Below are 24508 nucleotides of genomic sequence, written 5' to 3' on the forward strand. Positions count from 1 at the left end.
GGTAGAGGCCGCGGGTCCGCGGCCGGAAAACGGGGCTTTTCGGTCGGGGCCGCTTCTACAACGTCGCGCGCTGCTTGTCTCGCCCGACGGGCCCGTACAGGCCCATCCCGGAGGGAACGGGAAGGCGCTGGGGCTCCGCTTTCGCTGCGGCCGCCTGGGCGCGCAGATCGGCCAGTTCGGCCCTGACGGCCCGGGCCTCCGCATCGTTCCGGCGCGCCGCGCGCCGCCAGCGCCGCTGGCCGAACCAGACGGCAGAGCCGCCCGCAACAACGCCCAAGGCCGCCATCAGGATCAGCAGCAGGAACAGCGGCAGGGTGATCGACAGCGCGGGGTCGTCCGCAATGAAGGGGTCGAAGGAGACGGTAACGAAATGCCTGTTGGCGACGGCGAACGCCGCCAGGATCAGGCCCAGCGGAAGCACGATCAGCGCGGTCAGGAACTTTCGCATCTCGCTTCGCTCGCTTTGAATCAAGCCTGCGGCCGCATCCTGTGCGACCGCGAAAAACCCTAAAGCGCGCTCACATCGCGCTTCAGTCTGCGCCGCCGGGATCCGGATGGTCGCGGTTCAGCCGCTCGCGCATTTCCTTGCCGGTCTTGAAGAACGGAACACTCTTCTGATCGACGGGCACATGGGCGCCGGTGCGTGGATTGCGCCCTGCCCGCGCAGGACGATGCTTGACCGAGAAGGCACCGAAGCCGCGCAGCTCGACGCGATCACCGCGTGCAAGCGCCGCTACGATCTCTTCGAGAATCGCATTCACAATGTTCTCGACATCCCGCTGGTACAGATGCGGGTTGTGCTCGGCGATACGCTGAACAAGTTCGGATTTGATCATCGAGAGATAGGACCCGGAAGCGTGCGGATGACCATTTCCGTGAAAATACCGTGATCTGTCAAGACGCTAAATCAAGAATGGGCGTCGCGAAAATGCGTGACAAATGCCGAAAAAGCAGGCTGCGCCGACACGCGTCGGACGGGAAAAAGCTCTGAAACTCGCCTGCTGACGGTCAGTTGGACGCAGCCGGCTGCCACAGGGCCAGCATTCCATCCATTCCGAGCCGGTCCACCGCCTGCACGACCCCGGTTTGCCCGATCTGGTGCGCGATCGAGCCCAAACCGAGCGCTTCCAGCGTCAATGCGACCGCGGTCTTCAGGAACGGCAGATCGCCGAAGCGCGGCTGAAGCTTGTAATCGCGCACGGGAAGGCCCTTCTTGACGCCTTTCTGCTCAACCAGCCAGGTCACGGCCGTCTTCTCGTCGCCGATCTGATCGATCAGCTTGAGATCGATCGCCTGGCGCCCGGTGAAGACGCGCCCATCGGCGACTTTTTCGAGCTGCGTGTCATCCATGCCACGCCGCTCCTTCACCATTCCCTTGAACCAGGCATAGGAATCCTTCACCAGCGCGTCGAGCGCGGCGCGCGCCTCGGGACTGGTCGGCTCGAAACCGTTGGGCGCGGCCTTCAGCGGCGAGGACTTCACCTCCTCGACCTTGACGCCGATGGTCTTCATGAGCTCGGAGACGTTGGGGTACTGGAACAGCACGCCGATGGAGCCGACCAGCGAGCTTTGCTGGGCAACGATGTGGTCGCTCGCAATCGCGGTGATGTAGCCCCCGGAGGCAGCCAGCCCCTCGACCACCACGACCAGCGGCTTTTTCGCCTTGAGACGGACCAGCGAGTCATAGAGCTGCTCGGAGCCGGCGGTGGTGCCGCCCGGCGAGTTGATGTGAACGATGACGGCAGCCGCCTGCGAATTCTCGAGCCGCTCCAGTGCCTGCGTGCGGTCGGAATCGCTGCGGATCAATCCCTCGATCTGGACGCGCGCGATCGAGCCGGCGGCTGCGAGGGAGCCGCCTGCACCGGGCGTCGCAATCAGCGCGAAGCTTGCAATCGCCGCGACCGCGATCAATGCCGCCATCACACGCCAGAACGTCAGCTTGCGGCGGATCCTGCGGCGATCGACGATGATGTCCGAATCGAGCGACATCGGAATATCTCCAAATGAAAGACCAGGCGCGTTCTGCCGTCACGGCGTGACCATTGGCTTATCTCGATACATCAATTGCGGCGCAATTTGAAGAAAACAAGGCTGTGAGCGGGGCGAGAAAGTCGCCGCAAACTCAGTCGTCATCCCCGCCTAGTGCGCAAAGCGCACGGGGGCGGGGATCCATAACCCCAAGGAGGAGTCGTCGAGCGAGCTGGCAACTCCGAGTCTCCGTCAAACTTATCCTGCGGTTATGGGTCCCGGGCTCGCGCCTCGCGCGCCCCGGGACGACAATCGAGCATGCCGCAAGAAAAAAGCCCCGGCTTGCGCCGGGGCCTTGATGCAGCGAAATGTACGTTTCGCTTACTTGCTGTCGCGGTTCTTGAGCGCGGTGCCGAGGATGTCGCCGAGCGTCGCACCCGAATCCGAAGAGCCGTACTGCGCGATGGCTTCCTTCTCTTCGGCGACTTCGAGCGCCTTGATCGACACCTGGACCTTGCGGGCCTTCTTGTCGAACTGGATCACGCGGGCATCGACCTTCTCGCCGACGGCGAAGCGTTCGGCGCGCTGGTCGTTGCGGTCACGGGCGAGCTCCGAGCGCTTGATGAAGGTGGTGAAGTCGGTACCGGCGATCTTCACCTCGATACCGCTCTCCTTCACTTCGAGCACTTCGCAGGTCACGACCGCGCCCTTCTTGACATCGCCCGGCTCGGCGAAGGGGTCGCCTTCGAGCTGCTTGATGCCGAGCGAGATGCGCTCCTTCTCGACGTCCACATCGAGCACCACGGCCTTCACCATGTCGCCCTTCTTGTAGTTGTCGATCACCTGCTCGCCCGGGAGCTTCCAGTCGAGATCGGACAGGTGGACCATGCCGTCGACGTCGCCCTCGAGGCCCAGGAACAGACCGAACTCGGTCTTGTTCTTGACCTCGCCCTCGACCACCGAACCGGTCGGGTGCTTCTCGACGAAGACCTCCCAGGGGTTGCGCATGGTCTGCTTGAGGCCGAGCGAGATGCGGCGCTTGACGGAATCCACTTCCAGCACCTGCACGTCGACTTCCTGCGAGGTCGACACGATCTTGCCGGGGTGCATGTTCTTCTTGGTCCACGACATCTCGGAGACGTGGATCAGGCCTTCGATGCCCGGCTCGAGCTCGACGAACGCACCGTAGTCGGTGATGTTGGTGACGCGGCCGGTGAAGCGGGCACCCAGCGGGTACTTGGCTTCGATGCCCTGCCACGGATCGTCCAGCAGCTGCTTCATGCCCAGCGAGATGCGGTGCGTCTCGTGGTTGATCTTGATGATCTTGACCTTCACGGTCTGGCCGATCGAGAGCACCTCGGTCGGGTGGTTGACGCGGCGCCACGCGATGTCGGTGACGTGCAGCAGGCCGTCGATGCCGCCGAGGTCTACGAACGCACCGTAATCGGTGATGTTCTTGACCACGCCGTCGATGACCTGACCCTCTTCGAGGTTCTGCACCAGCTCCTGGCGCTGCTCGGCGCGGGTCTCTTCGAGAACCGTGCGGCGGGACACGACGATGTTGCCGCGGCGGCGGTCCATCTTCAGGATCTGGAACGGCTGCGAGTTGTTCATCAACGGCGCAACGTCGCGGATCGGACGGATGTCGACTTGCGAGCGCGGCAGGAAGGCCACGGCACCGTCGAGGTCGACGGTGAAGCCGCCCTTGACCTGGTTGAAGATGACGCCGTTGACCTTCTCGTTGTTCTGGAACGCCTTCTCCAGCTTGCCCCAGCTCTCTTCGCGGCGCGCCTTGTCGCGCGACAGCACGGCTTCGCCGAGGGCGTTTTCGATGCGATCGAGGAACACTTCCACCTCGTCGCCGACCTTGATGTCGCTCTCACGGCCGGGGCCGGAAAATTCGCGCAGCGCGACGCGGCCCTCGGTCTTCAGGCCGACGTCGATGACGGCCATGTCCTTTTCAATTGCAACCACCTTGCCCTTGACGACGGAGCTTTCCTGCAGGTTGCCGCCTGCGAAGGACTCGTCGAGCATCGCGGCGAAATCGTCGCGCGACGGGCTATAGGTATCAGCAGAAGTCGAAGCCATTTGTTCTCCAGTTGCGGATGTCTTGCCGGCCGTTGGGTTCATGGGCGCATCGCGCGCGCAGTGTCGGAAGGTCCGCAAGACCTTCGAGCGACCGCTCGTTGCCCCGATCTTGCGACCAGAACAGCGGAAGCGGGCCGGCTGAGGCCCGCGCGTTCGATACGTTGAAAGCTTTGTCCGGAACCTGGATCGCGCCGGTCCCGAAACCGGGACGAAGCGTATCGACCTCAAAGAGCGGGAGCGGGCACTTCCTCCAATGACGGCGGCGGCTTAACCCCGCGACCGGCCCGCTCGGACAGCCTCGATAATGTCGATGGCGGCCCGGACGCCGCCTTCTATATCCAGTTGGGAGTTATCTAGCAAGTAAGCATCCGGGGCCGGTTTCAAAGGCGCAATCGCCCGATTCTTGTCGCGTTCGTCACGCTGGAGGATGTCGGCAAGCACGGCCGCCTCGTCCGCCTCCTCGCCCCTCGCTTTGGCCTCCATGGTGCGGCGGCGGGCGCGGACCTTGGGGTCGGCGACCACGAAGATTTTCACGTCGGCATGGGGGCAGATCACGGTTCCAATATCCCGGCCGTCGAGCACGGCGCCGGGCGGATCGGCGGCAAACTGGCGCTGGAAATTGACCAGAACCTCGCGAACCCTGGGGATGGCCGAGACGATCGAGGCGCCCTCGCCGGCCTTCTGGGTCTTCAGCGCAGGATTGCCGAACTTTTCCGGATCGAGCTCCAGCGCGGCCTGCACCGCGGCCGCCTCGTCGTTGAGATCGTGCCCGGACTGCATCAAGGCATAGGCCACCGCGCGATAGATCACGCCGGTATCGAGATGACGATAGCCGTAATGGTGGGCGAGACGCTTGCCGAGCGTCCCCTTGCCCGAAGCCGCGGGCCCGTCGATGGCGATGATCATGTCACTCAAACCTTGGCTGTCTGTGGCCCGCGCGCTCGTCGCAATGGCCGCTCTTCCGTGAAAATGTTGCGAGACGCGAACTCCGCGGGGCTCGCAAAAGTGAGATATTCGCGCATCGCGTCGGACGGCGATGACGCCGTGAACCATGGTTCGGCAAGGCGCCGCGCCGGATCGCAGACCCACGCTGGCACCCGACCGAGACGACGTTGCTTGGCCAGATACTCGGCTATCGCGCCGATCAGGGCATCGAGCCGATCGTTTCGGGTCAAGTCGGGCTCGTCTGCGATCGTCTCGTATTGAGCCTGGCTCGTGGCGGCCAAGTCAAATGTATCGATAAACTTGGCCAGAGTGGAATCTTGTGGCGCGCCTGCGCGTATGAGAGCTACGGCTTCAGCGAGGGTTCTTGGGCGCATTCCGCCTCCTCACAGCAAGGCGTCGCGGTCGAAAGCTGTGCTCATAGCCGCGGCCTCATGAAAACTCGGCCCCTAGCGAACGCATCATCGGAATGAAGTCCGGAAAGCTGGTGGCGATGAAGGCGGTGTCGTCGACGGTCACCGGCTGATCGGAGGCGCAGCCCATCACGAGGGCGGACATCGCAATGCGATGGTCCATGTGGGTGGCGACAGTGCCGCCGCCCGGGACGTGGCCGCGGCCCTCGACGATCAGATCATCGCCGGAGACCTCGACCTTGACGCCGTTGACGCGCAGCATGGCGGCGGTGGCTTCAAGCCGGTCGGATTCCTTGACGCGCAGCTCCTGCAGGCCGCGCATGATCGTGGTGCCTTCGGCGAACGAGGCCGCCACCGCCAGCACCAGATATTCGTCGATCATCGACGGCGCGCGCTCCGGCGGCACCTCGATGCCGCGCAGCTTCGACGCGCGCACGCGCAAGCGGGCCATCGGCTCGCCAGCATCGCCGCGCACCTCGCTCTCCTCGATGGAGGCGCCCATTTCGCGCAGCGTGGTGAACAGGCCGGTGCGCAGCGGATTGGTCATGACGTCGGACAGCACGAGGTCGGAGCCCTCGACGATCAGCGCCGCGACGATCGGGAAGGCGGCCGAGGAGGGATCGGCGGGCACCACGACATTGGCGCCATGAAGCTCGGGCTGGCCCACCAGCGTGATGCGGCGGCCGTGGCGGCCTTCCTGGACCGAGGTGATGTCGGCACCGAAATGCCTCAGCATCAGCTCGGTGTGGTCGCGGCTGGCCTCGGTCTCGATGACTGTGGTGGTGCCGGGCGCCGCGAGACCGGCCAGCAGCACGGCCGATTTGATCTGGGCCGAGGCGACCGGGGTCTTGTAGGTGATCGGCAGAGGGTCGCGCGCGCCTTGGAGCGTCAGCGGCAGGCGCCCGCCCTCGCCGCCGGCGCTGACCCTGGCACCCATCTTTCCCAGCGGATCGAGGATCCGGCGCATCGGGCGGCTGCGCAACGAGGCGTCGCCATCGAACACCGCCGAAATCGGGCAGCCGGCGACGGCGCCCATCACCAGCCGGCAGCCGGTGCCGGAATTGCCGAAATCCAGCGGCGCCTTGGGCTGATCGAACCCCCCGACCCCGACGCCGTTGACGGTCCAGGCGAAATCACCGGTGCGCTCGACCCTGGCGCCCAGCGCCTGCATGGATTTGGCGGTGTTGAGGACGTCCTCGCCCTCGAGCAGGCCCGAAATCCTGGTCTCGCCGACTGCGAGCGCGCCCAGGATCAGGGCGCGATGGGAGATCGACTTGTCTCCGGGCACCCGTACTTTCCCGGTCAGGGGACCGCTGGCGCGAGACTGGAGCGGCCTCGGTTGGTCGGAATGGGTCAAGATTGTGTCCTTGAATAGGCCCATTGGGCTGGCGGGCAGGTACCACATGGTCTGCGCCCCGTCACGGGCATGTCGTTCTCCCGCAATGCGCTATTGACAGCGGGCCGCCAACTAGCCAAGTGAAGCACCGCTTTTCAGACATTCCCAGGATTCCTGCCGTGGCCAAGTCCGAACTCGGAACCAAACGTATTTGCCCGACCACGGGCAAGAAGTTCTATGACCTCAACAAGAATCCGGTGATCTCGCCCTATACCGGCGAAGTGGTGCCCATCGCTCCGGTCGCTCCTGCCCGCGGCCCCCGTGCGGCCGAGGCCCGCAACATGGCCCAGGACAACGCGCCGGAGCCGGCGGAAGCCGAAGAACTGGTCTCGCTCGAGGAAGCCGACGCCGAGGAAAACACCGGCAAGGTCAAGGCCGTCGTGCCCGAATCGGAGGACGATATCGAGGTCGACGAGACCCTCGACGACGATGATGACGACGATTCGACCTTCATTGCCGACGAGGAAGAGGGCGACGAGGACGTGACCGACATCATTGGTGATGTCGGCGGTGATGAAGAGACTTGAGATCAGCCCTGATCTGTGAAAAAGGGTGCACCGCGCGAGTCGCCTAGAGCGCTCGCCGGCCGGGACGGGTCCCCCAGGATCCTCCCATCTGGACTAAGGGGCCATAGCTCAGCTGGGAGAGCGCTTGCATGGCATGCAAGAGGTCGGCGGTTCGATCCCGCCTGGCTCCACCAGCCTTCGCTCGCTTCGCGAGCTACGGCTCGGCAAGCCAGCCCCGCTCCATCGTAGCGAAGTGAGCGAAGGCTGCCGCGGCGTAGCCCGAAGGGCGAAGCCGGGCTCCATCAGATAGAACGCGGGTGTAAGCTCTCCTCGACAACTGGGGAGCGTGCCATGAAGTACGTCTACATCCTTGAGAGCCTCGATTCCCTCCACTTCTATGTCGGGATCACCGACGACCTGCCAGCCCGACTCACAAAGCACAATGCTGGTGAGGTCCCTCACACCTCGAAATACGGACCCTGGCGTCTCAAGACCTACATTGCGTTCAACAACGAGAGGCAGGCCGTCGCATTCGAGAAGTACCTGAAGTCAGCGTCCGGCCGCGCCTTCGCCAAGAAACGCCTGTAAGCCCCCTACTCCCCGATCACCGCATTCAGCCGGTCCCTCAGCGCGACGATCTCGTCCTTCATCGCGACCAGTTCCGACACCGAGCAGTCCGATGCCGCCAGGATCGATTGCGGCACGCTGCGGGCCTTTTCCTTCAGCGCATGGCCCTGCAGCGTCAGGGCGATCAGAACCTGGCGCTCGTCCTCACGCGAGCGGGTGCGCCTGACGAGATGGGCGGCCTCGAGGCGCTTCAGCAGCGGCGTCAGCGTGCCCGAATCCAGGAACAGCTTCTCGCCGATCTCCTTGACCGGCACGTCGTCGCGCTCCCACAGCACCAGCATGACCAGATATTGCGGATAGGTCAGGCCGAGCCGATCGAGCAGTGGCTTGTAGACGCGGTTGAAGGCGTGCGTAGCGGAATAGACCGCGAAGCAGATCTGGTTGTCGAGACGAAGCGGGTCTACCGCCGTTGATTTCCGGGCCATGACGAATCCTGCGCGTTTCTCCCATTCTGGGCCCGGCCGGCGCCACATTCAATTGCGAACAATTAAATGTGAAACGCCACGAATTAGATTGCGCGCAATCTAATTGTCTGCGATAAAGCTTACACCCCAACCCCGAAAGACCCGAGGAGACGACAATGTCTGTAAACGTCCTCTACAAGACCAGCGCCAAGGCCACCGGCGGCCGCGACGGCCATGCTGCGACCCTCGACGGCGCGCTCGACGTCAAGCTCACCACGCCGAAGGAGCTCGGCGGCGGCGGCGGTGCCGGCAACAATCCCGAGCAGCTGTTCGCGGCCGGTTATGCCGCCTGCTTCATCGGCGCGATGAAGTTCGTGGCATCGCAGGGCGGCCCGAAGGTGCCCGCCGATGCGTCGGTCACCTCGACCGTCGGCATCGGTCCGCGCTCCGAGGGCGGCTTCGGCCTCGACATCGACCTTGCGGTCTCGCTGCCGGGTCTTGCCCGCGCGGAGGCCGAGGCGCTGGTCGCGAAGGCACACCAGGTGTGCCCGTACTCCAATGCCACGCGCGGCAATGTCGACGTTCGCCTGACGGTGGTCTGATCGACAGCGCGGATCGGCTGGCCCCGGGATCCCCCTCGGGCCGGCCGCCTGCGACTGAATTTGCCACCCCGCGGCATGGCTGCACGGGGGCGCATACGGCTCCACGCCAGGCGCCATTGCTGGCGCAAACAAACCTCGCTAGGCCTGTGATCGACCGACCGACACAGGGGAAGCGAAGGTATGAGTTCTGAAGCCGCAACGGGTGCCATGAGCGGACTGCGCGTCATCGATCTCACGCGCGTGCTCGGCGGTCCCTACTGCACCCAGATCCTCGCCGACCACGGCGCCGACGTGATCAAGGTCGAGCCGCCCGCGGGCGACGAGGTGCGCGAATGGGGCCCTCCGTTCCACGAGGAGGACGCGGCCTATTTCGTCGGCATCAACCGCAACAAGCGCTCGATCGGCCTCGACCTCGCCTCCGAGGGCGGGCGCGTCGTGCTGCTCAAGATGCTGGAGACCGCCGACGTCCTGATCGAGAATTTCAAGCCGGGCACGCTGGAGAAATGGGGCATCGGCAACGAAATCCTCAGCAAGAAATTCCCGCGCCTCGTGCATTGCCGGATCTGCGGCTTCGGCGCCGACGGCCCGCGCGGCGGCAACCCCGGCTATGACGCCATCATCCAGGCCATGACCGGCATGATCGCGGCAACCGGCTCGCCCGAGAGCGGGCCGATGCGGATCGGCGTGCCCCTGGTCGACATCACCACCGGACTTTACGCGGCGATCGGCATCCTGATGGCGCTGTCGGAGCGGCAGCGGTCGGGCAAGGGCCAGTTCCTGGAGACGACGCTGTACGAGACCGGCCTTGCGATCATGCATCCGCATACCGCGAATTATTTCATGCATGGCAAGCCGCCTGGTCTCACCGGCAACGAGCATCCGAACCTCGTGCCTTACGCGATCTTCCCGACCAAGACCGACAATATCTTCATCGGCGTCGGCAATGACGGCACCTTCCGCAAGCTGGCCAAGGAGATCGGCAAGCCCGAGCTCGGCACCGATCCGCGCTTTGCCCGCAACAAGGACCGCATCGCCAATCGCGAGGCGCTGCGTGCCGAGCTTGCCGCCGTGTTCAGCCAGCACGAGGCCGAGCCGCTGTGCAACCGCCTGCTCGCGGCCGGCCTGCCCGCTGGCCCCGTGCAGAAGATCGACCAGGCGTTGACCAACCCGCACACGATCGCGCGTGGCGATATTATCGAGAAGGACTGGTACAAGGGCGTGGCCTCGCCGATCCGGCTCGACCGCAGCAAGCCGAGCCTGCGCCGCGTACCGCCGAAATTCAGCCAGCACGCGGCCGAGGTGCTTGGCGAGTTCGGCTACTCCAAGGCCGAGATCGACGCGATGGTCGAAAAAGGCACGGTCTGCGGTCCCGAGCGGAAACGCTAGGGCCTCACCCGCCACATCAAGCAATGCCGCACTGCGGCGCGCGCACGCATGTGCAGCGCGAACGGAGTCGGCTGACCGCTCCGTCTTGGCCTATTTGACGACTTCCCATTCGGCCGCGCTTGCTGCTTTCGTTTCTCCCGCTTACACAGTCATGTGAACGTCATATGGCGCTGCTAGCGCAAGCGCTTCTTAGTGACGGGCAAGGGAGGTTTTCTTGATGGCTCTTCGACATTTTGGCGCGGCGGCGGCCGTCGCACTCACAATTGGTCTCGGCGCCTCGCCGGCATTTGCCGTGACTGAAATCCAGTGGTGGCACGCGATGACCGGCGCCAACAACGACGTCATCGTCAGGCTCGCCAACGACTTCAATGCCACGCAGAGCGACTACAAGGTGATTCCGACCTACAAGGGCAACTATGCCGACACGATGAACGCCGGCATCGCCGCGTTCCGCGCCGGCAACGCGCCGCACATCATGCAGGTGTTCGAGGTCGGCACCGCCACCATGATGGCCGCGACCGGCGCCGTGAAGCCGGTCTACAAGCTGATGGCCGAGACCGGCGAGAAGTTCGATCCCAAGGCCTATCTGCCCGCGATCACCGGCTACTACTCGACCTCGAAGGGCGAGATGCTGTCCTTCCCCTTCAACTCGTCCTCGACGGTGATGTGGGTCAACCTCGACGCGCTGAAGAAGGCGAACGTCGAGATCCCGAAGACCTGGCCCGAAGTGTTCGACGCCGCCAAGAAGCTGAAGGCGGCCGGGCATGCCACCTGCGGCTTCTCCAATTCCTGGGTCACCTGGGTCAATCTCGAGCAGCTGTCCGCCTGGCACAACGTGCCGCTGTCGACCAAGGCCAACGGCCTCGACGGCTTCGACACCGTGCTCTCCTTCAACGGGCCGCTCCAGGTCAAGCATCTCGAAAACCTGGTCGAGCTCCAGAAAGACAAGACCTACGACTATGCCGGCCGCACCAACACCGGCGAAGGCCGCTTCACGTCAGGCGAATGCCCGCTCTACCTGACCTCGTCGGCGTTCTTCGGCAACGTCAAGGCGCAGGCCAAGTTCGCCTTCACCGCGGTGCCGATGCCCTACTACCCGGACGCCAAGGGCGCGCCGCAGAACTCGATCATCGGCGGTGCCTCGCTGTGGGTGATGGGCGGCAAGTCGGCCGACGAGTACAAGGGCATCGCCAAGTTCTTCGGCTTCCTCTCGGACACCGATCGCCAGGTCTACATCCACAAGGCCTCGGGTTATCTGCCGATCACCAAGGCGGCCTATGACAGGGCCAAGGCGGATGGCTTCTACAAGGACCAGCCGTATCTGGAGACTCCGCTGCTCGAGCTGACCAACAAGGAGCCGACCGAGAATTCGCGCGGTCTGCGCCTCGGCAACATGGTGCAGCTCCGCGACGTCTGGGCGGAAGAGATCGAGCAGGCGCTGGCCGGCAAGAAGACGGCCAAGCAGGCGCTGGACGCGGCCGTCGAGCGCGGCAACACCATGCTGCGCCAGTTCGAAAAGACCGCCGTGAAGTAAGGCGACAAGCGGCAGGCCGGTCAGCCGGCCTGCCGCCCTCGGGGCATCATGCAGAAGCAAGCCATTTTCCAATCGAAGCTATTGCCCTATGCGCTGGTTGCGCCGCAGCTCGCGATCGTCCTGATTTTCTTCTACTGGCCGGCCTTGCAGGCGGTGATCCAGTCCTTCCTGCTCCAGGACGCCTTCGGCCTGTCGACCAGCTTCGTCTGGTTCGAGAATTATCTCGAGCTGTTCAAGGAGCGCGCCTATTTCGAGGCGATCCTGCGCACCTTCTTCTTCTCGTTCGCGATCGCGGTGTCGTCGCTGTCGTTCGCGCTGCTGCTGGCCGTGATGGCGGACAAGCCGCTGCGCGGCTCGATGCTCTACCGGACGCTGCTGATCTGGCCCTACGCGGTGGCGCCGCCGGTCGTCGGCGTGCTCTGGATCTTCATGCTGCATCCCTCGCTCGGTGTGCTCTCGCGCTACCTGCGCGCCGCCGGCGTCGACTGGAATCCGCTGCTCGACGGCGACCAGGCCGCCGCGCTGATCATCCTCGCCGCCGCGTGGAAGCAGATTTCCTACAACTTCCTGTTCTTCCTCGCCGGCCTGCAGAGCATCCCCAAGAGCGTGCTCGAGGCCGCCGCGATCGACGGCGCGCGGCCGATGCGCAGGTTCTGGACGGTGACCTTCCCGCTGCTGTCGCCGACCATCTTCTTCCTGCTGGTCGTCAACATCGTCTACGCCTTCTTCGACACGTTCGGCATCATCGACACCATGACCCGGGGCGGCCCCGGCAAATCGACGGAGACGCTGGTCTACAAGGTCTATACCGACGGCCTGCTCGGCGGAAACCTCGGCAGCTCCGCGGCGCAATCGGTGATCCTGATGATCATGGTCATCGTGCTGACGGGAATCCAGTTCCGCTTCGTCGAACGGAAGGTGACCTACTGATGGTGGAGGAAGAGGGCTTTCGGCGCTACATCGCCCACATCATCCTGTGGATCGGAATCGCGATCGTCGCCTTCCCGGTCTACATCGCGATCATCGCCTCGACCCAGGACAACGCGGTGATCGCGAACGGACAGATGTCCCTGCTGCCGGGCGGCCAGTTTCTGCAAACCTACTACCAGACCATCTTCGTCGGCACGAGCGGCTCGACCCGCGAGCCGGTCGGCAACATGATGTTGAACTCGCTGGTGATGGCGCTCTTGATCGCGGTGGGCAAGATCACGGTCTCGATCATCTCGGCCTATGCGATCGTCTATTTCCGCTTTCCGTTCCGGATGGCGATCTTCTGGATCATCTTCATCACCTTGATGCTGCCGGTCGAGGTGCGCATCTATCCGACCTACAAGATCGTCGCTGATCTGCACATGCTCGACAGCTATGCCGGCCTGGCGCTGCCGCTGATCGCATCGGCCACCGCGACGCTGCTGTTCCGCCAGTTCTTCATGACCGTGCCGGACGAATTGCTGGAAGCCTCGCGCATCGACGGCGCCGGCCCGTTCCGCTTCTTCTGGGACACGCTGCTGCCGCTGTCGCGCACCAACATGGCGGCGTTGTTCGTGATCCTGTTCATCCTCGGCTGGAATCAATATCTCTGGCCGCTTCTGATCACGACGCGCGACGACATGCAGACCATCCAGATCGGCATCCGCAAGATGATCACCACCAGCGACGCGCTGACCGAATGGCCGCTCGTGATGGCAACCGCCGTGCTGGCCATGCTGCCGCCGGTGTTCGTCGTCGTCGTGATGCAGAAGCTGTTCGTGCGCGGCCTGGTCGAGACGGAGAAGTAGAGACTTATGGCCAACGTGACCCTGCGCAGCGTCCGCAAGACCTATCCCGGCGGCTTCGAGGCCATCAAGGGCGTCGACGTCGATGTCGGCGACGGACAGTTCTGCGTGCTGGTCGGCCCCTCCGGCTGCGGCAAGTCCACGCTGCTGCGCATGGTCGCGGGGCTCGAGACGGTCACCGGCGGCGAGATCGACATCGGCGGTCGCGTCGTCAACGGAATCGAGCCCGCCGACCGCGACATCGCGATGGTGTTCCAGAACTACGCGCTCTATCCGCATATGAGCGTCTACAACAACATGGCCTATGGCCTGCGCAACCGCGGCATGGCCGAGGCGGAGATCAAGACCCGGGTCGAGGAAGCCGCGCGGGTGCTCGAGCTCTCCGCCATGTTGGAGCGCAAGCCGCGCCAGCTCTCCGGCGGCCAGCGCCAACGCGTCGCCATGGGCCGCGCCATCGTGCGCCAGCCCAAGGTGTTCCTGTTCGACGAGCCGCTGTCCAACCTCGATGCGAAGCTGCGCATCGCGATGCGGGTCGAGATCCGCAAATTGCAGCGCCGGCTCAACACGACGTCGATCTACGTCACCCACGACCAGCTGGAAGCAATGACGCTCGCCGACATTCTCGTCGTGATGAACGGCGGCCAGGTCGAGCAGGTCGGCAATCCCCTTGATATCTACGAGAAACCGGCGACGACCTTCGTCGCCTCCTTCATCGGCGCACCGCCGATGAACCTGATGTCGACGCGGCCCGAGGAGACCCGCTCGCAGCTCGCCGGTAGCGCGGCGGCTGATGCCGGCATTCTTGGCATCCGTCCGGAAGATTTCGTCATCACCGACGAGACGCCGGCCGGCGGCGTCGCCTTGCCGCTCACCGTCGAAGCGATCGAGCGCGTCGGCGCCGAAACCTTCATCTACGGCTCCCGCGAGCAGGAGGACCAGCGCGTCGCCGCCACGCCCGGCGAGCTGCCGCCCGGCGAGGTCATCGTCCGCATTCCCGGAACGGGGGCGCCTGCGATCGGCGCGAGAATCCGTGTCGCGGCGGTGCGGGCCAAGCTGCACCTGTTCAGTGACGACGGGCGGACGCGGCTTAAGGGCTGATCGGCTCCGGGGCCAGACGACAAAAGTGTCGAAAACAACCCCATGCACAGTAGAAGGGGGCTTGTTTTTGTTGGGATAAATCGCCTCGCACGACGCGTCATGCCAACCATGACGAATCAGGCATTCGAGCGATGGCGGAAAGTGGCCCGTCCACAGCCTCTCCTGCTACATCCTTGAACCCACAGGGGAACATGCCCATATTGCTGTTCAAGGGGTGCCACGACGGGCCCCGACACACCAAAGTCGCTTCTGCGAGGACTTTGTAAACTATGTCTCGTGTTCCAACGCTCTCCAGTCCCTTCCTGCTGGGCTTCGACGAGATCGAGCGCGTGCTCGACCGCGTCGTCAAAGGTGCCGACGGCTACCCTCCCTACAATATCGAGAGGTGCGGCGGCGCGGACGGCCAGCCCGAGCGTTTGCGGATCACGCTGGCGGTCGCCGGATTTACGCGCGACCAACTCGATGTAACCATTGAGGAAAACCAGCTCGTGATCCGCGGGCGGCAGCAGGACGACAAGACCCGGCAATACATCCATCGCGGCATCGCCGCGCGCCACTTCCAGCGCACCTTCGTGCTGGCGGAGGGGATGCTGGTGCTGGGTGCGGATCTGAAGAACGGGCTGTTGTCGATCGATCTGGCCCGGCCTGAACCGGAGCGGATCGTTAAGACAATCGCTATCAATGAGCACGAATAATGGAACGAGTAGCGGACTCGACCGCTTAGTGTTCCAGAGGAGTCGAGACCATGAGTGAAGGTCACGTTGCGTTCGAATACGAAGCCAAGAACGTCTCTCCGGAGACGCTGGCAACCCTGGGCGAAGGCCATATCGCCTATGTGAAGCAGATCCGCTCCGAAGACGTGCCGGGCCTGTTCCCCGAGGCGCCCAAGATCGCGCCGGGCCTCAAGCTGTTCGCGCTCCACGCCGCCGACGGCACGCCGATCATGCTGACCGACAGCCGCGAAGCCGCGGTCGCCAACGCCTGGAGCAACGAGCTGCAAGCGGTGAGCGTGCACTAAAGCGCGCGTCGCACGAATAGGTTTTCAAGCGGGCATGCCTTCGCAAGAAGGCGTGCCCGTTTTCATTTGGGCGGCGAGGTGTTCGCGTCGCCATCGGCAGTCAACCGGGATTCGGCGACGTCCCCGCCCGCGTGCGGCAGGGCAATCGCATGTTAGACGTGGCTGGGACACCGACTGTGTCCACAGCGTCATGGCCGGGCTTGTCCCGGCCATCCACGCCTTTCCACGTAGCGCAAAGAACGTGGATGCCCGGGACAAGCCCGGGCATGACGGCCTTTCGAAATTCAAATGCGATGTGCGGGGAGCATTGCCTTTTGCCGCGCACGAGACCGTCATCAATCCGTGATTTGACATTTCATTCGTGTTTGTCAAATCTGACAAAATGCAGGCCAAGGCCCCGCCCCAGGACCGGATCCTCGACGCCGCCTTGCGCGTGTTCCGGCGCTACGGCTTCCGCCGCTCCTCGATCGAGCAGGCGGCGGAGGAAGCCGGACTGACGCGGCAGGCGCTCTATCATCACTTCGCCTCCAAGGAGGCGCTGTTTCGCGCCGTGCTCGAGCGGATCTACGCGCAGGGGCTCGCTGCCGAAATCGCGGCCGCGAAGGCGGCGGAAGAGGCGGGCCTCGATCTTGCCGACATCCTGGTCGCCGAGATCGGCGCGCGAATGCAGTCGCTGCTCGCGTCGCTCAAGGACTCGCCCCATACCGAGGAGCTGTTTTCCGAGCACCTCGCGCAGGCGCGCGACCTCTACCAGAGCTATTCCAACCGTTTCACTGAGGAGATCGCAACCACGATCGCGCGGGTGTGCCGCAAGCGAAAGCTCAAGCTCGAAAGCGGCGTCAGCGTGCGCGAGCTCGCGCGTTGCGTCGAGATGGCGGTCCACGGCACCAAATCCGCCTTCCCCTCCATGCAGCCGGTCGACGCGTTCCTGAAACAGCTCGAGACCATGCTGCGCATGCTGATTGCCGGCGCGATGGCGCCGTCCGCAAAGAAGTCCCACCGCAAAACGGGAGTTCGAAAATGACCACCACGACCATCAATGGACGGCCTCTGGTGCTGCCCGACGATCCGGATGCGCTTCTGATCGACGTGATCCGCGATGGCGGCCTCACCGGCACCAAGCTCGTCTGCGGCTCCGGCGTCTGCGGCGCCTGCACCGTGCTGCTCGACGGCACGCCGGTCGTGAGCTGCCTGTTGCCGGCGCAGGCAGCCGCCGGCAAATCGCTGACGACCATCGAGGGCATAGGTAGCGCCGGATTGCACCCGGTGCAGAAGGCGTTCATGGCGCACGACGCCCTGCAATGCGGCTTCTGCACGCCCGGCTTCGTCGTCGAAGCCGCCGCCTTCCACGACGGCTGGCGCGCGACCAAGGGCGCGGCGACACCCTCGCGCGAGGAGATCGCCGCCGCGCTATCGGGACATCTCTGCCGCTGCGGTGCCTATGAAGGCATTTTTCGCGCGGTGGCGGAGGCTTGTTCAGGCCGCTTCGACGGCATTGAGCCCATCGCGCCGCGGCTGGAAGCCCGCGACAAGGTGACGGGCCTCGCCCATTACACCGTCGACATCCACCATGACGGCCAGCTCGAAGGCGTCATCCTGCGCGCGCACGTCGCGCATGCGAGGATCACCGGGCTCGATCTGGCGCCGGCGCGCGCCATGGCCGGTGTTGCCGCGGTCGTTCCGCTGCTCGACGATGACAACATGGTCCGCTTCGTCGGCGCGCCGATTGCAGCCGTCGCGGCGAGGGATCGCCGCACCGCATTGCAGGCGATCGCCGCGATCCGCTTCAAGGCCGAGCCTTTGCCCGCAGTGATCGGGCTCGATGCCGCCCGACGCGACGGTGCGCCGATCGTGTTCGAAAAGAAGGACCGCAAGCGTGCCGGCAACGTGTCCGAGGGCGCCGGCGGCGCCCCGGTGTCGTGGAAGGGCAATGTGCGCGGGCCTTCGGCGCCGTTCTCGCAGAAAGCCAAGCAGGCCAGGAGCTGGCTCGACGAGGCGCGCCAGCAAGGCAATCCGCTGCTGGTCGAGGAAACCTTCCGCGTCTCGACGCAGCAGCACGCGAGCCTCGAACCACATGCCGCCGTGGCCAGGTTCGAGGGCGATCAGCTCATTGTGCACATCTCGACCCAGGCCATTCACGAGAGCATGGAGAAGATCGCCAAGCGTTATGGCCTGCCGCACGACAAGGTGCGCGTGATCGCTGATCATGTCGGCGGCGGGTTCGGCTCCAAGGGCAGCCTTGGGCTGGAGACCATCGCCGCGATCGAGCTTGCGCGTGCAGCGAAGGCGCCGGTGCGTGTCGCCTTCGATCGTGAAGAGGAGCTTTCCGTCGCCGGCTATCGTCCGGCCGCCGAGCTGAAGCTGTCCTTGCTGCCCTCGGCGGAAGGCCGCCTCAAGGCGCTGTCGCTCACGGCCCATGCCGATACCGGCGCCGCCGTGAACTCGCTGATCGCGGGCCTCGCGCGACTGATCTATCCGGCCGAAGCAAAGGAGCTCGTCGACTTCGACGTGCTCAGCAATTTGCCGCCCGGCGCGCCGTTCCGCGGCCCCGGCGGTCCGCCGATGTCGTTTGCGCTGGAGCAGGCGGTCGACGAAGCCGCGCTACGCATGAAGATCGATCCGATTGCCCTGCGCAAACTCTGGGACCCCGATCCCAACCGCCAGCGACTGTACGACTGGGCTGCCGGCCTCGACGTCTGGAAGAGCCGCAAGCCGGCCGCGTCGCAGACCGGCCGCTACCGGCGCGGCGTCGGCGTCGCCACCGGCTACTGGCTCTATCTCTGGCAGACCGGCTCCTCGGTCGAACTCGCGATCAAGGGCGGCCGCATCGTCGCAAGCTGCGCGGTCCAGGATATCGGCACCGGCACGCGCAGCGTGATCGCGAGCACCGTCGCGAAGGCGTTCGATCTCGAGCCGCAGGATGTGGACGTTCGCATCGGCCGCTCCAACCTGCCGCGCGGACCGGGCTCCGGCGGCAGCCGCGTCACCGCCTCGGTGGTGCCGCCGACCTTGCTCGCCATCGACAAGCTGAAAGCGGAAATCAGGCGCACCGCGTCTCGCACGCCTGCTCCGGGCTCGAACGCGCCGTGGCGCGAGATGATCGCGGCCTCCCCTGATATCGCCGTGTCGGCGAAACGCCAGGAGGACGGCAAGCCGCCGCCCGGCGTCAGGCCCGCGCTGCACGAGGCGGGCATCATGGGCCGGGTGTTCGGTTGGGTGCTGCGTCTGATGAACCACATGGTGGTCGGCGCCGGCGTGCCGAGCTCGGTGCAGGTGATGGAAGTCGAGGTCGATACCTGGCTCGGCCATGTGCGCGTGCTCAACGCCTATACGGGTCTTGCGATCGGCAAGCTCGCCGCGCCGGCGCTGGCGCGGAGCCAGGCCGCGGGCGCGGTGATCCAGGGCATCGGCTACGCCCTCTATGAGTCGCGGGAGACCGATCCTTCGAGCGGCCACGTCCTGAGCGGCAGCATGGAGGATTACCGCATTCCGGGTATGGCCGACATGCCGAAACTGGAGGTGCATTTCGACGAGGCCGGTTTCGAGCATGTGCCGGGCGGCAGCGTCGGCATCGGCGAAGTCGCCACCGTGCCGACCTCGCCCGCGATCGCCAACGCCATCCGCGATGCGATCGGGGTGAGACTGACCGAAATTCCGTTCCGGCCCGATCGTCTTGTGGCCGCGCTGAAAGGGAGGGATGCAGCATGAGTGTCGCCGTCATGACCGCCAACCCCACGCCTGAATTCCGCGCCGGAGGCACCGACTTCAGCGAACGCCGCCGCAGCGGCGTGTCGCAGGGAATCCTGATCGATATCTCGGCCACCGGCGACAAGACGATCAGCTGGGGCGCCGACGGAGCAGCCCAGATCGGCGCGCTCACCACCATCGCCACGATCGCGACCGACGCGCGCATCGCCGCGGCCTATCCCGGCATTGCGGCGAGCGCGCAAGGGCTCGCCACGCCACAGGTGCGCCAGGTTGCAACGCTCGGCGGCAATCTCGCGCAGCGTTCGCGCTGCTGGTATTTCCGCCGCGCCGACATCGATTGCCTGAAGAAAGGCGGCAGCACCTGCCCGGCCCGTTCCGGCAATCATCTCTATGGCGTCGCCTTCGATCTCGGCCCGTGCGTCGCGCCGCATCCTTCGACCATGGCGGCGGCTTTGCTCGCCTATGATGCGACCATCACCACGGACCGACGCAGCGGACTCTCGATTGCCGGCCTGCTCGGCGACGGCTCGGTCTCGCACGCCGACCATACACTCGCGGCAGGCGAGATGATCAAGAGCATTACGCTTCCTGCTCCGCTTCAAGGCGAGCGCGCTTCCTACAAGCGGGCGATCAGCCGGACCCATGCGGAATGGCCGCTGGTGGAACTCTGCGCCCGCGTCGTGATCGCCGGCGGCAAGTTCCAGCTCGTGCGTCTCGCTGCAGGCGGCGTCGCGCCCGTGCCGCTTCGCCTCACCGCCGTGGAAGTCCAGCTCAGCGGCAAGGTTGCCAATGCCGCATCGATCGCAGAAGCGGCGACAGCGGCGAGCTCGGGTGCCAAACCATTACCGATGACGGCCTACAAGCTCGATCTTCTGCAAGGGCTGGTGCGCGACGTGCTGGAGCGGCTTGCAGATTAGCTGGTCGGGGAAGCGGGAGGCGTGCCCGTTCATATTTGAGCGATGACGTTCCGCTGCGTGATTGCGGGGAGCACTTGCGACGAAGCAATCCAGGCTGCTTCCGCGGAGGAAGTCTGGATTGCTTCGCTGTGCTCGCAATGACGGAGTGCGAACGCTCCCGCCTCAGCGTCCCGCCGGGATCAGTGCCCGGATGATATCAGGCTTCCAGCTTTGGCTCGCGCTGTCGAACGCCGCGAAATCGTGGTCGAACTGCCAATAGGCCCAATCCCAGCCGAGACGCTCCGCGTGTCGTGCCACGAACGACAGATATCGCGACCGTGCTGCGGCGGGCGCGGCTTCGTACACGCCAAACTCGCCGAGATAGATCGGACGCTTTTCCTTTTCTGACCAGGACCGGATCTTCTCGAAATCGGCGCGCGGCTTCCGTTCGTCCTCCGGCGTGCCCCAATCGAGCGGGCCGATTTGCGAAAATGTCGGCGACCACGGTGCGCCCTGATGGGTGAAGCGGATCGGTGCGTAATAGTGAAACGTGACGATGAGGTTTCGGTCATCTGACGGCAGGGCCAGGTCCTCGACGGGCATCTCATCGACGTTGAGGACCGCAGCGATCACCGGCCGCCGGGGATTGGTGGCGCGGATGATGCGGAGACAATCGTTCAGAAGGGCGTTCCAGGCGGCGGAGGTCATCTGCCCGCCCGGCTCGTTGAGCACCTCGAAGAGGAGCGTCGGATATTTTCCGGCATAGCGCGCGGCGATTTGCGTCCAGAAGGCTTTCAGCTTCTCGGCGCACTCGGAAACGTCGCGCTGACAGAGATGGGTGTCGTGCTCGTCCAGGATGGGGATGAGATTTCGGGCGAGCACCTCCTCGATCACGGCATCGAGCCGCCTCAAGACGACTTCATCCAGCGAATTGCCCGGGTTCATGAACTTGAAGCCGAAGAAATTGATCCGGACATGCGAGAACCCGGCGCGCCTGATCGCGGTGAGGTTGTCCAGGCGAAACGGCGCGTTCCGGCCTCCCTCCCAGATGCCGTCGTAGCCGAGGATGTTGATGCCGCGTCCCAATTTTGGGGGCGCGTGGGCCTGCGCGGCGGCCGCGGCCGGAAAGCAGATCCCAAGCACCGACAGCGCCAAGGCGAGGCCGAAAGCTATCGGCCAGCGGACGCAGAAGGCATTCATCCTGGCTATCCCATCATTGCTGCAAGCCGTGCTGCGGCACCGGCCGGCACACTGCGAAGAAGAATGCGACGAGCAGCACCGAGGTGAACATCGTCGAACGAAGGAACATCGTCTCCGTGAAATTCGATTGAAAGCTGAGGACGACGAATCCGATGATGAGCGCGCAGTGGCGACGGTCGATCGATCGCGTCGCGATCAGGTACAGGACCTTTTCCGAGAACAGATAGACGCTCGCCACGAACAGCACGTATCCCAGGAATCCGGTTTCCATCGCCACCGCGACGTAGCCGCTATGATAATTGTCCAGCACCCAGCCGTGGTTCTGGTTGAAATAGTCGTAAATCGCAGGGCGCGTCCAGAACCCGTTGATGCCGAAGCCCAGCAGCGGCGCATCGTTGAAATGGCCGATGGCGTACTGCCAAATGAACGTCCGCTCGGTCAAGTTGATGGTCGATTCGCCGAGATGGATGGAATCGTACCCCGTGGCGTAGAAATACAGGATCAGCAGCGCAGCAAGGATGCACATGACGACCGGCAGCACCGCGTAAATCCTCATGCAGCGGACCGACCATAGCGAGGTCACGAGCAGTGCACTCGCGGCAATCGCGACGGCGCCGGCACCGCGGGATTCCGAGGCGATGACGCATGTCGCTGCCAACAGAAACGTCAGGAGAAAGACCGTCCAGCCCTGGCCCGTCATCTTCTGATAGCAGGCAAAGAACATCAGATAAGCGCTGATGAAGCCGAGCGTCTGCTTCGATTCATAGATTCCCTGCCACTGGCCGTTGTGCATCCAGCTCTGATCGACCCCGATCTCGGGCACGAAAACCGCACACAAGGCCGAGGCGGCGACCAAGATGAAGAGTCCCAGCGCCGTCGCTCCGACGATCTCGTCGACGTCGATCCGCGTGATCAGGCAGTACGCACCGAAGGTCGTCACCACGAGGGCCGCGCTCTTCATGATCGCCGCAGCGGCGAGGCCGGTCCAGAGCACGGACACAGCGGCGAGCGCATAGAATGCGACCAGCGCGATGAAATCGGGATTGGGCTGCACGCGCACGCAGGGACGCACGAAGGCACTGGCATAGATCAGGATGACCCACATCAGGAGCGCAACGGCCTGTTGCACGAAGCTCCATTCTGCGGGAAGCAGCGCGGGCTGCAGGACACCCATCGACGCGATCACATTGACGGTGATCGAGCCACGCATCACGATTTTGGCGAGCTTTTCCACGCCGACGCCGGGCGCCTGCCAGATCGCGCTGTCGTTTTCCCCGGAATCGTGCAGGCTGGTCATGAGCTGACCGCCTGAAGCGCGGCGGATCTTTCCACATCGCGCATCGCGAGCGCCTTCGCACGCGCGCCTGCCGCGGGCATCGGCCGGTCGAGGCCTGATTCCCAGGGCCGCTGTCCCGCCGCGGCGGCGAGGCGCAACGGCGTCATTCCATTCCCAGTCACGTCCGCTCAGTCCACGGCTTCGAACGGCTCTCAGCGGATGTTGGCGCCGCCCAATGTGCCGTGCGTCTCAGGCGGGAAGATTGTCGTCCCTTCTACCTTTGAGATCAAGGTGGCATGCCCGGACGCTGCCCTCACAATCAGGTGTCGGGCACGATCAGGCTCTGACCAGGCGAGAAGGACGGAAGGTTACGCCGCCGTTGCCGGCGGCAGCGCCAGCACGGAATAGATCGCCTGCGCATCGCGCGAGGCGCGGAGCTTCTTGGCGATGTCCTGGTCGCGCAGCAAGCGGGCGATGCGGGCGATGCGGGCGAGCGCCTTGAGGTGATCGGCGCCGGCGCCTTCGGGCGCCAGCAGCAGGAAGACGAGATCGACCGGCTGGCCGTCCATCGCCTCGAAGTCGATCGGGCGATCGAGCCGCGCGAATAGGCCGAAGATCTTCTCCAGCTTGGGCAGCTTGCCGTGGGGAATGGCGACGCCATAGCCGACCGCGGTGGTGCCGAGCTTCTCACGCTGCAGCAGCACCTCGAACACCGAGCGCTCGTTCTGCCCGGTCAGCTCGGCGGCCTTGGCCGCCAGCTCCTGCAGCGCCTGCTTCTTGCTGTTGACTTTCAATGCCGGGAGAATCGCCTCGGGTGCGACCAGATCGGTAATCGGCATGGAAGCTTTCCGAGGTGAATTAAACCGTCAGGTTCCGATTTGGCCAGCTTGATAGACCAAGCTCGGCCGGCGTCAATAACATGAAGCAGGAGGCGGACTTAGCCCCGATCGAGATGTGGGGGGCTTCTACTCCAACGCAATCCCGGTGCCAACTCCCGCGTGCGGCTTTGCCCCCGTCATTGTTAAGGGCCGGATGGGACGTGCGCCGGCTGGCGGGGCCTAGCCGCCGGCCTGGCCGTCAACCTTGGCCCCCGGCGGGTCGATCCAGCCCACATTGCCGTCCGCCCGGCGGTAAATGATGTTCACCCGGCCGGACGAGCCATGCTGGAATACCAGGCAGGGTGCCCCGCTGAGGTCGAGTTCCATGACGGCTTCGCTGACCGAGAGCCGCTTCAGCGACGTGGTTTGCTCGGCGATGATGACGGGGCTGTAGCCGGTGACGTCCTCTTCGCCCTCTCCGGGCGCTTCCAGCACATAGCTGGTGGCGTCGAGCGCAGCCATCGCCTCGGAGGCGGCATGGGCCTTGCGCGCGGAGCGGTCCTTGAGCCGGTTCTTGTAGCGCCGCAGCCGCTTCTCGATCATCACCAGCGCCTGGTCGGCGCTGGCATAGGCATCCGGCGCGTTCGAATCGGCCTCGAGCGTAATTCCCGAATCGAGATGCAGGGCGCAATCGGTGCGAAAGCCGAAGCCGTCCTTGCTCAGCGTGATGTGGCCCGAATAATTGCCGTCGAAATATTTGCGCAGCACCTCGTCGGTGCGCTCGGCAACGCGGCCGCGCAGGGCCTCGCCGACGCTGATGCTCTTTCCCGAAATTCTGAGAGTCATGTGATGC

26 protein-coding genes and 1 tRNA gene are annotated in these 24508 nt (G+C 64.6%); 14 read left to right on the plus strand and 13 right to left on the minus strand.

Annotation, left to right across the window (positions count from 1 at the left end):
* Nucleotides 1-55 precede the first annotated feature (55 nt).
* The 7 genes from AC24YW_RS22555 to aroA all read right to left on the minus strand — a co-directional run bounded on the left by AC24YW_RS22555 (nucleotide 56) and on the right by aroA (nucleotide 6792).
* A complete protein-coding gene (locus tag AC24YW_RS22555; protein ID WP_487484763.1) occupies nucleotides 56-448 on the minus strand; it encodes a lipopolysaccharide assembly protein LapA domain-containing protein in 393 nt (130 codons plus the stop codon).
* An 82-nt stretch (nucleotides 449-530) separates the two neighbouring features.
* Nucleotides 531-836, minus strand: a complete 306-nt coding sequence (locus AC24YW_RS22560) for an integration host factor subunit beta (RefSeq protein WP_124162406.1) — start codon at nucleotides 834-836, stop codon at nucleotides 531-533.
* A gap of 172 nt (nucleotides 837-1008) precedes the next feature.
* Nucleotides 1009-1989: a signal peptide peptidase SppA gene (sppA, locus tag AC24YW_RS22565; protein ID WP_487484764.1), complete on the minus strand. Its 981-nt coding sequence runs from the start codon at nucleotides 1987-1989 to the stop codon at nucleotides 1009-1011.
* Nucleotides 1990-2349: 360 nt separating this feature from the next.
* A complete protein-coding gene (gene rpsA / locus AC24YW_RS22570) occupies nucleotides 2350-4056 on the minus strand; it encodes a 30S ribosomal protein S1 (RefSeq protein WP_487484765.1) in 1707 nt (568 codons plus the stop codon).
* A gap of 267 nt (nucleotides 4057-4323) precedes the next feature.
* The gene (gene cmk / locus AC24YW_RS22575) at nucleotides 4324-4962 is read right to left on the minus strand and encodes a (d)CMP kinase (protein WP_487484766.1); all 639 of its coding nucleotides are present in this window, start codon (nucleotides 4960-4962) and stop codon (nucleotides 4324-4326) included.
* Nucleotides 4963-4967: 5 nt separating this feature from the next.
* On the minus strand, nucleotides 4968-5375 hold the full coding sequence (locus AC24YW_RS22580) for a hypothetical protein (RefSeq protein WP_487484767.1): 408 nt from the start codon (nucleotides 5373-5375) through the stop codon (nucleotides 4968-4970).
* A gap of 55 nt (nucleotides 5376-5430) precedes the next feature.
* Entirely contained in the window at nucleotides 5431-6792 is a 1362-nt protein-coding gene (aroA, locus tag AC24YW_RS22585) for a 3-phosphoshikimate 1-carboxyvinyltransferase (RefSeq protein ID WP_487484973.1), read from the minus strand.
* Between the two features lie 134 nt (nucleotides 6793-6926).
* On the opposite strand from aroA, the gene AC24YW_RS22590 reads away from it, so the two are divergent.
* The 3 genes from AC24YW_RS22590 (at nucleotide 6927) to AC24YW_RS22600 (ending at nucleotide 7901) form a co-directional block, all read left to right on the plus strand.
* Complete coding sequence (locus tag AC24YW_RS22590) at nucleotides 6927-7334, plus strand: TIGR02300 family protein (RefSeq protein WP_036024433.1); 408 nt, start codon at nucleotides 6927-6929, stop codon at nucleotides 7332-7334.
* A 97-nt stretch (nucleotides 7335-7431) separates the two neighbouring features.
* Nucleotides 7432-7507 (plus strand) — tRNA-Ala (locus AC24YW_RS22595).
* A gap of 157 nt (nucleotides 7508-7664) precedes the next feature.
* Nucleotides 7665-7901 carry a GIY-YIG nuclease family protein gene (locus AC24YW_RS22600; RefSeq protein ID WP_487484768.1) on the plus strand — a complete coding sequence of 79 codons (237 nt, stop codon included), beginning with the start codon at nucleotides 7665-7667 and terminating at the stop codon, nucleotides 7899-7901.
* A gap of 5 nt (nucleotides 7902-7906) precedes the next feature.
* Here the strand turns inward: AC24YW_RS22600 and AC24YW_RS22605 are convergent, their stop codons facing one another.
* Nucleotides 7907-8365 (minus strand): MarR family winged helix-turn-helix transcriptional regulator, encoded by a 459-nt coding sequence (locus AC24YW_RS22605; protein ID WP_487484769.1) that lies wholly within the window; start codon nucleotides 8363-8365, stop codon nucleotides 7907-7909.
* A gap of 155 nt (nucleotides 8366-8520) precedes the next feature.
* Here AC24YW_RS22605 and AC24YW_RS22610 point away from each other — a divergent pair, with 155 nt between their 5' ends.
* The 11 genes from AC24YW_RS22610 (at nucleotide 8521) to AC24YW_RS22660 (ending at nucleotide 20382) form a co-directional block, all read left to right on the plus strand.
* On the plus strand, nucleotides 8521-8946 hold the full coding sequence (locus AC24YW_RS22610; RefSeq protein WP_018645071.1) for an organic hydroperoxide resistance protein: 426 nt from the start codon (nucleotides 8521-8523) through the stop codon (nucleotides 8944-8946).
* Between the two features lie 180 nt (nucleotides 8947-9126).
* Nucleotides 9127-10332 carry a CaiB/BaiF CoA transferase family protein gene (locus tag AC24YW_RS22615; protein ID WP_487484770.1) on the plus strand — a complete coding sequence of 402 codons (1206 nt, stop codon included), beginning with the start codon at nucleotides 9127-9129 and terminating at the stop codon, nucleotides 10330-10332.
* A 217-nt stretch (nucleotides 10333-10549) separates the two neighbouring features.
* Nucleotides 10550-11866, plus strand: coding sequence for a sn-glycerol-3-phosphate ABC transporter substrate-binding protein UgpB (ugpB, locus tag AC24YW_RS22620; RefSeq protein WP_487484771.1), 1317 nt, complete (start codon nucleotides 10550-10552; stop codon nucleotides 11864-11866).
* Between the two features lie 48 nt (nucleotides 11867-11914).
* Nucleotides 11915-12796, plus strand: coding sequence for a sn-glycerol-3-phosphate ABC transporter permease UgpA (gene ugpA / locus AC24YW_RS22625; RefSeq protein ID WP_487484772.1), 882 nt, complete (start codon nucleotides 11915-11917; stop codon nucleotides 12794-12796).
* A complete protein-coding gene (ugpE, locus tag AC24YW_RS22630) occupies nucleotides 12796-13644 on the plus strand; it encodes a sn-glycerol-3-phosphate ABC transporter permease UgpE (protein WP_487484773.1) in 849 nt (282 codons plus the stop codon). The genes ugpA and ugpE overlap by 1 nt, the downstream gene beginning before the upstream one ends.
* 6 nt (nucleotides 13645-13650) lie before the next feature.
* The gene (locus AC24YW_RS22635; RefSeq protein ID WP_487484774.1) at nucleotides 13651-14739 is read left to right on the plus strand and encodes a sn-glycerol-3-phosphate import ATP-binding protein UgpC; all 1089 of its coding nucleotides are present in this window, start codon (nucleotides 13651-13653) and stop codon (nucleotides 14737-14739) included.
* A gap of 269 nt (nucleotides 14740-15008) precedes the next feature.
* Entirely contained in the window at nucleotides 15009-15434 is a 426-nt protein-coding gene (locus AC24YW_RS22640) for an Hsp20 family protein (protein WP_028139463.1), read from the plus strand.
* Between the two features lie 50 nt (nucleotides 15435-15484).
* Nucleotides 15485-15757: a BQ00720 family protein gene (locus AC24YW_RS22645; RefSeq protein WP_011083553.1), complete on the plus strand. Its 273-nt coding sequence runs from the start codon at nucleotides 15485-15487 to the stop codon at nucleotides 15755-15757.
* Nucleotides 15758-16118: 361 nt separating this feature from the next.
* Complete coding sequence (locus AC24YW_RS22650) at nucleotides 16119-16781, plus strand: TetR/AcrR family transcriptional regulator (protein WP_487484775.1); 663 nt, start codon at nucleotides 16119-16121, stop codon at nucleotides 16779-16781.
* On the plus strand, nucleotides 16778-19465 hold the full coding sequence (locus AC24YW_RS22655) for a molybdopterin-dependent oxidoreductase (RefSeq protein WP_487484776.1): 2688 nt from the start codon (nucleotides 16778-16780) through the stop codon (nucleotides 19463-19465). Before AC24YW_RS22650 ends, AC24YW_RS22655 begins: the two co-directional genes overlap by 4 nt.
* Nucleotides 19462-20382: an FAD binding domain-containing protein gene (locus AC24YW_RS22660; RefSeq protein WP_487484777.1), complete on the plus strand. Its 921-nt coding sequence runs from the start codon at nucleotides 19462-19464 to the stop codon at nucleotides 20380-20382. Before AC24YW_RS22655 ends, AC24YW_RS22660 begins: the two co-directional genes overlap by 4 nt.
* Nucleotides 20383-20544: 162 nt before the next feature.
* Here the strand turns inward: AC24YW_RS22660 and AC24YW_RS22665 are convergent, their stop codons facing one another.
* The 5 genes from AC24YW_RS22665 to hpf form a co-directional block, all read right to left on the minus strand.
* Nucleotides 20545-21561: a glycoside hydrolase family 5 protein gene (locus AC24YW_RS22665; protein WP_487484778.1), complete on the minus strand. Its 1017-nt coding sequence runs from the start codon at nucleotides 21559-21561 to the stop codon at nucleotides 20545-20547.
* A gap of 13 nt (nucleotides 21562-21574) precedes the next feature.
* Nucleotides 21575-22858: an O-antigen ligase family protein gene (locus AC24YW_RS22670; protein WP_487484779.1), complete on the minus strand. Its 1284-nt coding sequence runs from the start codon at nucleotides 22856-22858 to the stop codon at nucleotides 21575-21577.
* Nucleotides 22855-23004: a hypothetical protein gene (locus tag AC24YW_RS22675; RefSeq protein ID WP_487484780.1), complete on the minus strand. Its 150-nt coding sequence runs from the start codon at nucleotides 23002-23004 to the stop codon at nucleotides 22855-22857. Before AC24YW_RS22675 ends, AC24YW_RS22670 begins: the two co-directional genes overlap by 4 nt.
* Before the next feature lie 201 nt (nucleotides 23005-23205).
* A complete protein-coding gene (ptsN, locus tag AC24YW_RS22680) occupies nucleotides 23206-23676 on the minus strand; it encodes a PTS IIA-like nitrogen regulatory protein PtsN (protein ID WP_487484781.1) in 471 nt (156 codons plus the stop codon).
* A gap of 219 nt (nucleotides 23677-23895) precedes the next feature.
* Nucleotides 23896-24501, minus strand: a complete 606-nt coding sequence (gene hpf / locus AC24YW_RS22685; RefSeq protein WP_487484782.1) for a ribosome hibernation-promoting factor, HPF/YfiA family — start codon at nucleotides 24499-24501, stop codon at nucleotides 23896-23898.
* Nucleotides 24502-24508: the final 7 nt, after the last annotated feature.

Source organism: Bradyrhizobium sp. USDA3516 (assembly GCF_057651995.1).